Source organism: Candidatus Borkfalkia ceftriaxoniphila, from assembly GCF_004134775.1.
GTDB lineage: Bacteria > Bacillota > Clostridia > Christensenellales > Borkfalkiaceae > Borkfalkia > Borkfalkia ceftriaxoniphila.
In genome coordinates this window covers 1,132,905-1,146,885 of sequence record NZ_SDOZ01000002.1, presented here as the reverse complement: position 1 = coordinate 1,146,885, position 13,981 = coordinate 1,132,905, and the positions used below count along the sequence as shown (strand labels likewise).

The 13,981-nt window shown below is 54.8% G+C and carries 10 protein-coding genes; 1 reads left to right on the top strand and 9 read right to left on the bottom strand.

From position 1 onward, the window contains the following. Window positions 1-63: 63 nt before the first annotated feature. Genes ESZ91_RS05315 through ESZ91_RS05275 form a run of 9 tightly spaced genes read right to left on the bottom strand, consistent with a single transcriptional unit; the run spans window position 64 to window position 13,000 of the window. On the bottom strand, window positions 64-1,401 hold the full coding sequence (locus ESZ91_RS05315; protein ID WP_129224849.1) for a hypothetical protein: 1,338 nt from the start codon (window positions 1,399-1,401) through the stop codon (window positions 64-66). 1 nt (window position 1,402) lies between these two features. Continuing rightward, window positions 1,403-3,520 carry an alpha-L-rhamnosidase-related protein gene (locus ESZ91_RS05310; RefSeq protein WP_129224847.1) on the bottom strand — a complete coding sequence of 706 codons (2,118 nt, stop codon included), beginning with the start codon at window positions 3,518-3,520 and terminating at the stop codon, window positions 1,403-1,405. Window positions 3,521-3,529: 9 nt separating this feature from the next. Continuing rightward, window positions 3,530-6,061 carry a DUF5011/hyalin repeat domain-containing protein gene (locus ESZ91_RS05305; RefSeq protein ID WP_129224845.1) on the bottom strand — a complete coding sequence of 844 codons (2,532 nt, stop codon included), beginning with the start codon at window positions 6,059-6,061 and terminating at the stop codon, window positions 3,530-3,532. A gap of 14 nt (window positions 6,062-6,075) precedes the next feature. Next, entirely contained in the window at window positions 6,076-8,325 is a 2,250-nt protein-coding gene (locus tag ESZ91_RS05300) for a glycosyl hydrolase (protein ID WP_129224843.1), read from the bottom strand. A 9-nt stretch (window positions 8,326-8,334) separates the two neighbouring features. Continuing rightward, window positions 8,335-9,249: a nucleoside hydrolase gene (locus ESZ91_RS05295; RefSeq protein ID WP_129224841.1), complete on the bottom strand. Its 915-nt coding sequence runs from the start codon at window positions 9,247-9,249 to the stop codon at window positions 8,335-8,337. A gap of 24 nt (window positions 9,250-9,273) precedes the next feature. Further along, entirely contained in the window at window positions 9,274-10,119 is an 846-nt protein-coding gene (locus ESZ91_RS05290; protein ID WP_129224839.1) for a carbohydrate ABC transporter permease, read from the bottom strand. Continuing rightward, window positions 10,119-11,078, bottom strand: a complete 960-nt coding sequence (locus ESZ91_RS05285; protein WP_129224837.1) for a carbohydrate ABC transporter permease — start codon at window positions 11,076-11,078, stop codon at window positions 10,119-10,121. The genes ESZ91_RS05290 and ESZ91_RS05285 overlap by 1 nt, the downstream gene beginning before the upstream one ends. Continuing rightward, entirely contained in the window at window positions 11,075-11,515 is a 441-nt protein-coding gene (locus tag ESZ91_RS05280) for a hypothetical protein (protein ID WP_129224828.1), read from the bottom strand. Before ESZ91_RS05280 ends, ESZ91_RS05285 begins: the two co-directional genes overlap by 4 nt. Window positions 11,516-11,524: 9 nt before the next feature. Beyond that, window positions 11,525-13,000, bottom strand: a complete 1,476-nt coding sequence (locus ESZ91_RS05275; protein ID WP_129224826.1) for an ABC transporter substrate-binding protein — start codon at window positions 12,998-13,000, stop codon at window positions 11,525-11,527. A 217-nt stretch (window positions 13,001-13,217) separates the two neighbouring features. On the opposite strand from ESZ91_RS05275, the gene ESZ91_RS05270 reads away from it, so the two are divergent. Beyond that, the gene (locus ESZ91_RS05270; RefSeq protein WP_129224824.1) at window positions 13,218-13,973 is read left to right on the top strand and encodes an AraC family transcriptional regulator; all 756 of its coding nucleotides are present in this window, start codon (window positions 13,218-13,220) and stop codon (window positions 13,971-13,973) included. The last annotated feature ends 8 nt before the right edge of the window (window positions 13,974-13,981 follow it).

The window sequence follows — 13,981 nt, the reverse complement described above, 5'->3', positions numbered from 1 at the left end:
ATAACGCATGGATTCTGTCAACGTTTTTCAAAAAAAGCACTCCCGCGAAGGAGTGCTTTTTTCCTACTGCAAGTCGCCCCGCAGCCAGTTGTTCGTCGAGATGATATACGGGAAATCGGGGTCGCGCCTGAACTCGAACACGGGCACGCCCACGTCGGGATAGCCGAACGCCGTGACGTTGCGCGCGCCGTTTTCAAACATTTCTTTGAAATACGCATCGCACTTTGCGACGGTATCCAGCCCCGCGGCGTAGCCTTCCGCGCACGCAAATTCGTTGAAATTCGGATCGGCTTCGAAAAGTTGCTGTTTCATCTTTTTCAGATCGTATTTGCAGGTGACGGGCGACATGGTGTAGCCAGGCGTGCTGTAATCGTTGACCGCCGTCCAGATAGGCGGATAAAACGTGCTTTCGTTATTGAGGGTCGTCTGGCAGGAAACGGTGTGGGTAAAGATCTTGGTACGGGGAACGCCCGCCTCGTATACCGTTTTCGCCAGCATTTCGCTGTAATCGTGAATGACCTGATACAGGATATTTTTGATATGCTGTTTGGAAGATATGCCTTTTTCCGCCGCTTCCGCGTCTATTTTCGCCTGGTCGTATCCCAAAGAGTGCAGCGCGCCGTAGCCGTACTGCGCCAGTTCCCATTCGTACATGGGTTTGCCCGTAGCGTAGTCCTTGGGAAGGTTGTTGACGGAGAGATTCAGCATGCGGTTATCCGCCGAATAGTCGGGAATGTGCGTTTCCCAGCCGACCGCGCAGCCCGCGAACAGATACGCCTTATCTTCTTTTTTCAGTTTGGTATAGCGCTCGTTCAGGGGTTTCAAAAAGCCTTCTTTCAAATTGTGCACGATCAGTTCGCGGAACTTTTGCGAGGCGAAATTGGGCACGGGATTGGCAACGCGCCAACTGCCCCAGTTGTACCAGAACCTCGGCAGTTCCCCGTACTTGTTCTGCCCGCCGTACTCTTCGCCCTCTTCGGGAAATGCGATCCACTCGCACATGGAAGGATCTTCCCAATACTTCACTTCCGCATCGCCGCCGAAGAGCGTGGTGTAATTGTTGATGTCGTCCAACTGAAAATACACGGGAATATTGAACTTTTCCGCCATGTCGAACGCCATGTTCACTTCTTCCTGCATCTGTTCGATGGATTGCGTCAGCAGCATGGGCCCGATATAGCCCGCCGCGTACATACGTCCCGTGGAAGGATCGTTCTCGCCTAAAAGATATTTCATCTCGGGGGCGTAACTCTCCACTTCCTCATAGTGCGTGTTGGTGAATACCATCGTGATATATTTGTCGTCGCGCAAATCCTCGTACTCCTTTTCACACCCGCCCAACAGGGGCAGGCTCATCAGGCAGGCGGTCAAAAGCAAAACCGCCCATCTCTTTATTTTCATGTTATACTCCCTTCTTTTTGGTTTGGTTGAGCGTTTCCAGCCAGCATAAAACGTAGGAGGCGAACCCGTGATTGCAACTCGCCGCGTCCGTGTCGTTTTCCCAGAGCGTCATCGTCTTGTCAGCCATATAGGTAAAATAGCCTCGGATCTCGCTGATCAACTGTTCGCCGCAGCCGTAGCGCTCCAAGAGCGAAAGCCGCAAATAATTGCCGATAAAGGCATTGGCGGGCCACACGAGAGGATAGCGGCCCGTCTTTTTCCTGTCGGGTCCGAAATCGCTTAAAAGCGTCTGCCACAGCGCGGGATATCGTTCGGGCGTCGCCGTTTCCGTGAAAAAGGCGTAATACTGGCATACCTCCGTGGTATCCTTCGCGGGCGTGAGAACGCCCTCTTTGCGCACCGCGTGATCGGTGAAAAATTGTCCGTCGAAGGACAGTTCGCGTATTTTTTCCCGCATGCGCGCGGCCCTTTGCAGCGCGGCCTCGTCGCGGTACAGTTTTCCGACCGTTTCCAGCGTGAGCGCGTAGAGCATATTGACGCAGAAGTTGACGCCGTTCGTAAATTCCGCCGCCTTGCTCCATTCGATGAATACCCAGCCTTCGAGGTCTTCCAGAAGCCCGAACTCGTTTTCGAACGCCGAAAAGTACTCCAAAAGCGCGTAGATCTTATGCCGCGCGCGTTCTACCATGCCGAGATCGCCCGATTCGCTCGCGTAGCGGTCGAGTTCGAGGACGAACCACATCGCCCAGGTGGGGATAAAGTTGCCGTCGGGGTGGTCGGAAGGATAGCACATGGGCAGCATGCCCTTAGGCAGGCGTTCGAACTTTTTCGGAAGCAGAAAATTTTCCAGAAAGTCGTGCTCGGTGCGGTTTTCCCCAGTCAAAAGGTGCTCCACGCGCCCCGTGAAATATCCGTCGCACAGCCAGCCCGCGCGCTCGCGCGAGGGGCAGTCCATGAAGATATCCACGCAGTTGTAGGCGAACGTATTGAGCGCCGCCCGATAGATCTTTTCGAGTTTTTCGTCGGCAAAGGAGAATTTTGCCCCTTTCACGGCGGGATTCGCCACCTCTTTCAGGCAAAAACGCTCGACGCGGATCCTGCCCGCCGCGCAGAAAATTTTTGCGTAGCGCAGGGTGTAGGGTTCCAGCGTCAAAGTGCGGTACGTACCCTGTTCGCATACGTATTTGACGCAGTTCAGGCAGTTGAGCCGAAAGGGATCGACGTCGGAATCGCGCAGGATCTCGTCGAACAGCACGTAAAAGACGCTGTCTTTCTCCGCAACGACTTCCAGAGAGAGAAAGCCGCAGGCGTCGAGGGAAAAATCGAACAGTTGAAACAGTCCTTCTTCCAGCGTGCCGCCGTTGACTTCGTAGTCGAACGATACGGTTTTCAAGCCGCGCATCTCTTCGTACAGATCGCATTCGAGTTTGTTGCCGGCAAACGTCTTGAAAATTTTCGTCGGCTGCAAAAACTGCGGACCGTTCAAAACCTCGCTGTTTTCGTACGCCTGCGCGGACAGCATGGAACCGCTGCCGACGACGGTCGGCACCAGTTCCGAAAATGCGGGGATGCGGCTCGCGCGCGGCAAAATCTTTTTCTCTTCCTGCAATACGACTTCGCGCGCGTTCGCAACGCGCTCGCCCGCCAGCATTTCCGAATACCCCGCGTCCAGTTTCCATACCTCGGTAAAGGCGCGCTGGAAAGAGTAGCGCGGCGTCTTCTGCACGTGTTCGGGAATATCGAACGCAAGCGTGTACTTGTCGGTACAGGTGAGCGGCTTGCCGCCGCACAGGACTTCCGCCTGCAAAAAAGCGTCGTTTTCTACGTACTGGAAACTGTTTACCTTGTACGAGGCGACCAGAAATACCAGAATGTTTTCGCCGTCGCGCAACTTTTCCCCGATGGAAAGGGTATCGGCGCGAAAAGTATCTTTCGCCGAGCGGGCGGGCCCCGCGAGGAGGAACGTGCCGTTGAGATAGCATTGATAGCAATCCGCCGCGGCGACGTTCAACTCGTAATCGCTCTGCTCCGACTTATGGAATTTCAGTAAAAATCCGCACAGCCTGTTGTAATCTTTCTTTTTACTTTCGATCCAGATCGGTTTTGCTTCTTTAAACATACTGCTCCGTTAATTTTTCTTTCTGAAAGCGGTGAGAACGAGCGCCGCCGCGCCCAATACGCATACGAGCGCCAGAACCGCGCCTTCCGCGGCAAAGGACGAGCCGCAGCCGCCGCCGGCCGCTGCCTTGACGACGATCGTAAACGTCTGATCCTGCGCCTTATTGCCCGCGGAATCGCTCGCCGAATACACGATCGTATAGGTTCCCGCCTCCTGAGGCGTAAAGGAATTGTTCACGACCGCGACGCTTTTGCCGTCGGGTCCCTTCACGCTGATCTTTTCCGTAAGCCCGCTGTCGAGATCGTCCGTGACCGTCGCGGGAGGCAGAATGACCTTTTCCCCGACCGTCCCTTCGGTGGGTACGCCCGAAACGGTGATGACGGGAGGCGTGGTGTCCTCGACGACTTCCGTCTTCTCATGGCTGAGCGCGGTGAGCGTAAAGCAGCGCGTCTGCACGTTGGGAAGTTTCTGGTCCGCATCGTCGTTATCGTAGGCGGAAAGCGCGAGATAGGTACAGTTGTTCGCGTCCACGAGGTCCGAATAATATACTTTTTTCAGATTTTCGTGGCGCATTTCCTTGCCGTTGACGAACAGGCGCACGCCCTCGTCCTTCTTCTGGATCTCGATGGTCACGTCGCCGAGCGCATCGGATTCGTTGGCAAACGTATCCTCGATGGCGATGTCTTCCGCGCCGAACGGCGAGAAATAATGCACGGAAACGAGCAGTTTGCCGTCCTTATTGTTGAGCCGCACATAGAGTCCGTCCGCGGCAAATCCGCCGGGCGCGGTGATGGCGGGTTTGTTCACGAAACCGACCGCGACCCACGCGTCGGTGGAAGTCGCTTCGTCCGTATCGTTGCCGTCCCAAAGCCCGTTGATGTGGAACGTTGCGCGCAGTGCGCCTTCGTTCATGGACAGGGGAAGTTTGTAATAACTGTGCGCGAACACCTGCATACCCGCATCCACGGCGCTGACGCCGCCGTAAGGCGCGTGCCAGTTGTTCATATCCTTGATGGAATCCATCGAAAGCGCGTCGTCGGGATCTACGACGGTGATCTTGTAGGTATTGGACGCTTTGTTGCCCTTGCTGTCCTCGGCGCTGTACACGACGGTGTATTCGCCCTTGACTGCAGGCGTAAATTTGCCGTCTGTCACCGCGACGTCGCTGCCTTCGGGGTCGGTAACCGTGATATCCGCAGCAATCTCTTCGCCGTCCGCCTGCACCACTTTGCCTTCGGGCAGCGTCACGGCCGTGCCGACCATGCCGCTTTCGGGCATATCGGAAACCTCGATATAGATATTTTCTTTGGCTTTGATATCGGTGGTGATGCCGAGTACTTCCACATTGTTGGTCGACTGGTCGCCCTGCACGAAACTGCCGAAACTGAAATAGAAACAGCCGTTTTCATCGGTGAAGTCCGCAAAAGTGAGGGCGTCGAACGTCTCGTGCGACACGACTTTGCGGTTGATCGAAAAGACCATTTTGCCCTCGACTTCTTCCATTTCAATGGTGATCTTGCCGAGGCCGAAATCGGTCGTCTTTAAGACCGCGCCCTCGCCGCCGAACGCGTTGATTTCGGGCTGCATCGCGATCTTTCCCGCCTGGTTGCGCATCATGATATTCAGGCCCGCCTGATTTGCCGTGGGAAGAGCGGGCGTTTTGCCGAACCCGAGCGCTATCCATGCATCCACGTTGCCGATGATCATTTTCACGTCGAGCGTGAGTTTTAAGTATTTGGAAGACATATCCACCGCGCGCAGGTACTGCGCGCTGCCCGTGAGTTGCACGCCGCCCGACACGGCCGAAATGCCCGCACCCGACCAGTTGCGCACGTCTTCCACGCCGCCGAGCGTCGAAATGCTCGTGAATTTCAGTTCTTTGAGCGTCCCCTCGCCCGCTGCATAACTTGCGGTATTGAGATACGTCCTGCCGTAAGCGTCGGAAATCTGCGCGCGGGAAATGTTGGCAAGTTCCGCGTGCGATCCTTTGTCGTACACGCACGTCTTGTCGCCCTGTTTGACGGTTATGCTCGGATTTTCCCCGAACAGCGCGATATCCACCGTAAAGGGAACGCCCGCCTGCAAGCCGCCCTCGACGGGTAGCGCGCCGAGCGCGATATCCGTTCTCGCGAGCGCGCCGTCCTTTTCTTTCCAATGAAAGACGTTGAAATTCATGCTGTCCGCGCCGGGTTGCATCATAATGACGAAACACCCCGTGTTCGGTCCCGTATGCACCGATCCCGCCGAAAAATCCGCATTGTTCGCAAACGCGAGCACGTACCAAAAATCGGTATCGGGCACGATGGAAAATTGCATTGCCAGAGAAATCGTCTCTCCGTACAAAGGCAATTGAAGATTCGCGTCCGCGCCGATGCCGATACCGTCGTCGTATTCCTTGACCTGACCGAAAAAATCCTTCCATTCGCTCTTGCTCATGCCGAAACCGCGTTCACCCTCCGCAGAGGCCGAAAACGTCATGCCGACAAAGACCGAGCACAGCAGCGTGACCGCCGCTAAAATTGCGATAAGTTTTCTTTTCATCTTGTTTCCTCCTTTTATTCCACTGTTATAAAAGTACATCTGTTTGCGGGAAGGGACAGATCGACGATCGTTTCCTCCCCTTCCGTGCGGACGCTGATCAGTTCGACCGCGCCGCCGTAAACGTCCCATTGCCGATACAAATCTCCGATCTCGTTGAGACGCACGGTGATATTCACGTTCTGCGGCGACGAATTGACGAACATAAACACGGAATTGTTCTTGTATTTATGCTTGACCGCCACCACGTCCCTGTTGCTCTTTTCCAGCACCACCGACTTTACGCCCAGTTCCCGAAGATAATCGGATACGTTCGTAGCGGTCTTCTGATAAGAAAAATTCCTGCTCGTCGTAATATCGTCGAGCGCCTGAGTGAGCGCCGCCTGCCCCGCGGCCGTGTTGGACAGAATGCCGTTGGTATTCTGCATGATCACCGAAACGCCGCCCGCGGCAGCCTCGGCGAGTTTTTGCACGGCGGCGTCTTCCAGCGCCTTGGTGCGGGGAACGACGATCGCCTTGAACCGCTCGCCGGAGGGCGTGACGAGCGCGCCTTCTTCCACTTCGCACGCGGCGAGATTGACCGCGTCGAGAATGTCGTAATCGATCTGATTCCCGACGAGCGTGCGCACAAGATCGCTGAAATTCGCGCTCGTGCTTCTGACCTTGTCGTTAAATCGGTTGAGATGCGCGGGCGGCAATGTATCGATGTAGATGCCCTCGATGGGATAATACACCGCCACGTTGCTCTCGTGCACGCCGCCGTCGAGCATATAGCCCATGCGTCCGATGGTATCGGTAAACAGGCGGTTTTCCTCTTCGCTCATCAGATGCGGACGGTAAAACGTGCCGATCTGGTTGACGCCCATCGCGTACTGCACCGCCACCGAACCGAGTTTCGCATACATATCGCTCGTTTCCACGGCGTCGAAGGCGGCGGAAACTTCGCTCATCACCTTTGACTTTCCGCCGAAATGCGCGGCGGACGCGGCAAATTTCGCCGTCGTCGAACACCAGTTCACGGCCGTGGCGGGATTCGCCGTCAGAAGGTCGATCCCCGGCATCTGCATATTCGACAGATTGCGCATGATATTGCCGTTGAAGATCGGGTGCATATAGATATCTTCTTCCAGAAGGAAGTGCCCCGTCAGGCTCACGCCGTTGTCCTCGCACCAGGCGCCGATCTGCCCCGAATAGTTGGAAGCCATCAGTTCGCCCAACGTCTTGTAGTAATCCCAGCGGAACCGCTTGGCGGCGTCGGATTCCCCTTCATAGAGATATGAATAATAGTTTTCGGGGGAATAACCGCGCAGTTTCAGAAACTTTTCCGTCATATCGCTGCTGTAATTGGCAGTGGGAAGGAGCGGAATGTCCGGATCTACGGGGTCTTTGACGCCGGGCGTCGTGGGCGGGCCGTCGAAATACGTTCCCAGCATGGACGGCTCGTCGGTGAAAAACGCCTCGATGCCGTTGCCGAAATATTTGCCCAGACGCGATTTATACTGTTCGTGCGTCACGCGGATAAATTCCTGCACGGGTTCGGCTTTCAATACGTTGATATAGCGCCGAAGTTCCGCCCAGTTGTTGACCGCGTGCGTACCCTCGTAAAAATACTTGACGTACTGCACCGCCACGACCCTGTCTTTATCCGCCTGCCAGGTGAGCGTGCCGTTCTTCACGCGCGGCATCAGATCCACGCAGTCGGAAAGGTCCATATCGTCCACGCCCGTGCCCGCAAAGGCTTTTGCAAAGGCGAACGAATGCCCGTGCGGCGCGGAAATCTCGACGCGCGCGCCCGCGGACACGATCTTCGTGCCGTTCACGAGCCCTTCCGCCTGCCATTCGGGATGATCCCTCAAAACCAGCCCGCCCGCGGCGCCGCTGGGGTAATGCAATTCGTCGTACAGCCAGACGCGGAGGCCCAGTTCTTCGATGGCATACTCCACGTTGGATACGAGCGAATCCCACATCTCCTCGCTTTCCAGATAATTTTCGAGAAAGGAAACATTGGTCGCAACGCCGCCGTAGCCGTATTCTTTGAGCATATCCAGCGTCGCTTTATCCACTCCGTTCGTTTCGAATTCGCTCGCGTGAATGATGGGCAGCGGGCGGAATTTGAGCGCGGGGTCGGAAAACGCCTCCTCGTCGAAAGTACGCTCGTTGCCGACGATGGGCGGCGGCGTGAGTTTATCGTCCACCTTGCCGCAGCCGGACAATAAAAGCGCGGCGGCGGTCAGGCAGGCGAGACAGACTGCGATTGTTCTCTTCATTATACCTCCTTATGTTTTCGGAAACCTCGTCACGCGGCGCACGTATTCGCGCGTGAACGCATCCGCGTCCACACCCGTACCGACGAGAAGTTTACTGCTGCTCACGTCGTGCCGCCAGTTGAAATCGGACAGGTTCACGACGTAACCGTTGGCGAATTTCGCCTCCCGCTCGACCGCGCAGACCATGGGGCGGAACGTAACGAACGATTCGTCGAACGCGCACGTGAGCGCGAGCGGATCGTGCAAATATACGTCCGTCCCCCACTTTTTGCGCATACGGTTGAGCATTTGCAGGCAGGGGTGCGGGTGCGTCTGCACCTCGTTTAAAAGTTCTCCGCTCAGTTTGCACTGAAAGGTGATGTCCACCCCCACGCAGAGTATGGGCAGACCGCTGTCCATCACGATCGCGGCGGCGTCGGGATCGCAGGAAAAGTTGTATTCGCCGAGATTCATGGAAAATGCGCCGCCCATGATGCACAACTTTTCGATCTTTCCGAACAGGTCGGGGCGCTTTTGCAAAACGAGCGCGATGTTCGTCAGCGCGCCGAGGGTCACGAGCGTGATCTTTCTGTCGCTCTTTTCCAGCGTACCGACGATAAAGGAGACCGCGTCGTCGCCGTCATATTCGGTCGCATCGTATTCTTCCGCGTACGAGTGCGGCTTTTCGCCGTAATCGAGCGGGCGGCCGTGCACGCTCTCGCGCACGAGCGGCTTCGATTCGCCCGCGTACACGGGCACTTCGCAGAACCCGCCCGCGTTCAGGAGCGACTTTGCCATTTTCGCGCGGTAGGCGGCGCAGCGGTGCACCGTGGTGACGCCCAAAATTTCCAGTTCGGGCGACTGCATGGCGAGGCACAGCGCGAACGCGTCGTCGATATCGTCGCCCAGATCAGTATCAATGATAACAGGTATTCTTTCTTTCATGCGTTTTCTCTTTTCTTTGATTTTTTACATTTTAATCGCGGCGCCGACAAGTCCCTGAATATAGAATTTATTTGCGAAAATAAACAATAAGATCAAAGGTGAAGATGCCACCAGATATCCCGCGAACATGACGGGCATATTGGACGTGTATTCGCTCTTGAACGTGAGCAGCAGCCCCGCCGAAACGGTGAATTTTTCCTCGGACAAAACGAGTTGCGGCCAGATATAGTCGTTCCACACGTTGACGATCTGCATGATCGTGATCGTGCCTAAAATGGGCATGCTCAAAGGGAGCGCGATGGCGTAATAGCAGCGGAACAGCGACGCGCCGTCGATCTGCGCAGCCTCGAACAGATCTTTCGGGAGCCCCGAAAAGAAAGTCGTGAGCAAAAACACCGCAAAGATACAGCCGCCCGTCCAGATGGGCAGAATGAGCGCCATCAGATTGTCGTGGAGCCCCAGCGTCTTGTACAGAATGTAACTGGGCACGAGCGTGAGAACGCCGGGCACCATCATCAGCGCCAGAACCATGGATAAAAAGAACGAACGCCCTGGGAATTTCATTTTCGCAAAGGCGAAGGACGCGAGCGACGAGATGGCGAGCATGCCCGCCGTGCCCGCCACGCCGACGACCACCGTATTGAGCATATATTTGGAAGTCATGTCGAACGCGGTGGAAACGTTCCGTATGCGCAGCGGCAGCGTGGGATACCAGCGGGTATAGTCGTAGGCGATGTCCGATTTGAACGCGTTCCAGAGCGCCATTGCCAGCGGATACAGCATGATAAACAGTAAAAAGACGAGCACGACGTGTAAGACCGTCTGCGCTACGGGAAACTTTTTACGCCTTGATTTTTCGATATTTTCCACTACAACGACTCCTGGTCAAGACCCTGTATATTCTTGCTGCTGACGAATTTGAACGCAAACAGCGATACGACCATGATGACGACGAACATGACCGAGCCGATCGCCGAGGCGTAGCCCATATTGTCGTGCATGAAGGCCTGCTGATACATATAATATCCGGGCACGTAGGTAGAGTAACCCGGCCCGCCGTCGGTCAACACGATCTGCGTGCTGTAATCCTGGAATCCGCCGATCAGCCCGAAGATGAGAAAATAACGTATCTGCCCGATGAGTAGCGGCAGATCGATCTTCCAGATACGCACGAGCACGCTCGCGCCGTCAAGACGGGAAGCCTCTAAAACTTCGCTGGAGATCCCCATCAGCCCCGACATATAGATGAGCACGCTCGTGCCGCCGATCCAGGGAAAGCCCATAAAGATGATGGAGGGCACGACCCAGTTGGGATCGCCCAGCCAGTCGATGACCTGCGTAGGGCCCATGAACCCGAGAAGGCGCGCGACCGTGGTCAGAAGCCCGCTCGTGGGATCGAAAATATTTCTCCAGATAAGCGTGCCGACGACGCCTGGCGCGACGATGGGAACCAATACGAGCACGCGGTACAAACTCTGCAATTTCTGCGATTTCACGCCGAAAATGAGTTCCGCCATGACGAGCGGCACCACAATGCCGATGAGAAGGCGCGGGATCATGATGGCGAACATCGTGGGTATGGAGCGCAAAAACACGGAGTCGTGAAACAGATCGATATAGTTGCGGAATCCGACGAAAGACATTTCCCCGACGCTGTGTTTTTCGAAAAACGAGAGCGTCAGCCCGTAAACGGGCGGGTAATAGGAAAATATCAATAATCCGATAATGAGGGGTGCGATAAAGAGATAAGCGAGTTTTCTCTTCCAGATCTCTCTGCCCAGCCCCGCAAATTTTTGTTTCAAGCCCGACGCGGCATGACCGATCTTCATAGCGCACCTCCTGTCGTTTTGGGTTTCGGCTGTAAATCGATGACGAATTCGAAGCGCGTGTTGATCTCCAGAAACACCGAATTGGATTCGTCGATGACGGAGATCGTGACGGGCCTTGCGGGCTGCAAACTGGTCGCCGAAAAGGGAATGTAGATAAAGGAGGCGACGCCCTCTTCGTCCGTTTCGGCGCGGTTGCCTTTAAACGTGCCTCCGTTTTTCGAGATCGCGAACAGCGAGTGCCCCTCCACGCCCTTGCCCTTTTTGGTGACGCGCAGTTTGATCTGCACCTGCTGGCGCACGTCCGCCACGGGTTTTTCGGGCGTGAGGGAGACGACTTCGATGGTATAGGTTTGGGCGCGCACCGTATCGAACAGCGCGAATGCGCCGAATACGAGCACGATCGCCAGGACCGCGATGAGCGTTCTTTTCAGTTTCATACGTACCTTTTAATTCCAGCCGGAAGTATCGATGTTCAGATCCCTGATGTAAGCGTCCGCGCCCGCCTGCTGTATGGTGTTGACCTGCTCGAAGAATTTATCGTCGGTGTGCCTTCCCAAAACCCATTCGCCGAACAGGCGGTTGAGTTTGTCGTTCTGCTCGGAATTGAAAGCGAGCGGCCAGTTGGTTTCGGGCACGATGGGAAAGGACTGGTCGAGCCAATCGTCCAGAACGCTGTTGTAAGTGGATCCCTTGACGGCGCCCAGACTGGACCCCTGCTCTTCCACGATCATGGAGATATTTTCGGGAACGGTCAGGAATTTCAGGAATTTGACCGCCGCGGCTTCTAATGCGGGATCGTCCTTGACCGCGGGTTTCATGATATTGAGGATCATGTCGCCTTTGGGCTGATAAGGTCCCTTTTCGGTGTATTTGATCTCGGTGGTGTACTTCGTCGTCGAACTATCCATGAGCGGCGCGGGGAATACGCCGAAGTCGAATTCGCGCGCGGTGTTGTTGTACTGCGGATACAGCGCCCACAGCCCTTCTTCGTACATGGCGACCTTGCCCGAATTCCACTGGGGCGTGTAGTCGGTGCTCATCCAACCCTCGCGGAGAAGTTCGGTAAAATAGCGCTTCGCCTGCACGTATACTTCCTTTGCGTACGGCTGCGTCACGGGATTGTACAGCCCCGCCTTCATGGCGCGCAGTTGTTCGACCGTGGAAGTCACGTTATCCTTGTTGTAGTCGGTCTGCTCCATGATATAACTCGCGATGCTCGGCCCGATGGTGTACTGCATGATCCAGTTGTCGAGCGAGATCTTCTTGAAATACGACCAGGGCGCGACCGCCGTGATCTCGGGGTCCTTGTTGAGTTCCTTGGCAAGCGTTACGAACTGTTCCCAGTTTTTGGGGATCTGCGTCTTGGAAATGAGGTCGGTATTGTAATACCAGCCCGTGGCGGGACCCGCGTACAGCGTGATGGGAACGCCGACCAACTGCCCTTTGATGTCGCGCACGGTGGAGGTTTCGAAGAGATAATCCTCAAAGAGATCGCTCCACTTTTCGTTGCCCTCGACGTATTCGTTGGGTTCGTTATAATATTTCGTCATATCCACGTAATAGTCGCGGTCCTGATACTGCGTGCCCCAGGAAAAGGCGATGGCGGGACAGTTGTCGCCCGCGATCTGCGTGACGAACCACTGCGAAACTTCCGCTTCCAGCCCGCCCACGGGCTTGGAACGCGCCCATTTGATCTTGATATCGGGATTTTCCTTTTCGAACGCCTCCTGAATACGCCGCGTCGCCAAAATCACCGTAGGATTTTCCGTCGTGGGTTCGGTATTCAGCGTGGGCATCAGTCCGTGCATATCCACCAATAGTTCGATCTTTCCGTCATCTTTCTTTCCGCCGCACCCGACAAAGAGCGCCAAAGCGAAAACAAAACAGAGCAATATTGCAACGATCTTTTTTCTGTCCTTCATTTTCTACCTCCGAATAATTTTTACGTGCGTCTTAAAAAGACAGATACAGTATATAGTTTCATAGGGGGTTTTTCAATATCTTTCTGGTTAAGTATTTTTCAAATATGGCTGAATTTCGGCAATTTTTTTGTCAATTTTGGTAATATCTGTGAAATCAGTTATATTTTTTGGTTATTTTCCTGTTGACAAACGCGCCGCCGCCGTTTACAATAAAGGCATGAAACTTCCGAAATTCGAGTATCTTTACTGTTACTTCCACAATAAAGACACGTACGTGAAACCGCACTACCACAATTGTTACGAACTGACGTACTTTTGCGACGGGAACTCCGTATCCGACACCAACGGCGAGAGTTACAAGTGCTTTGCGGGCAATTTTCTCATCTACCCCCGTAACCGTCCCCACAACGAATCGCACTTGAGCAAAGTCAAAGTCCTGTGCCTCGGCTTTACGCCCGCCGAAGCGGACGCAAAACTGCAATGCGATAAACTGTACAGCGACCACGACAAATCGGTTTTAAAACTTCTGGAACAGATACAGAACGAAACGATCAACAAGGAATCCGACTTTTATTTCATGTGTTCGCTTTTGACGGGGCAACTTTTGCTCGGTTTGACGCGCCAGAACGACGCCCCCTATTCGCAGAACAGTTTTTCGCCCGTGCTGCGCTATATCAACGAGCAGTACACTTCGGACATCGATCTCGGATATCTTGCGAAACTTTCGGGGTATTCGTACGACCATTTCCGCCACGCGTTCAAAAAAAAGACGGGCATGAGCCCGCTCAACTATATATTGCAGAAAAAGATAGACCACGCGAAACTTTTGTTGAGCAATTCCACCATCTGTATCGCGGATATCGCCACCACCTGCGGATTCGCCAATATCTCGCAGTTTTCCGTGACCTTCAAAAAACTGACCGGACAAAGCCCCTCCGAATACCGCAAGCACGCGGAACCTTCCCCTACATAGAAAAAGAG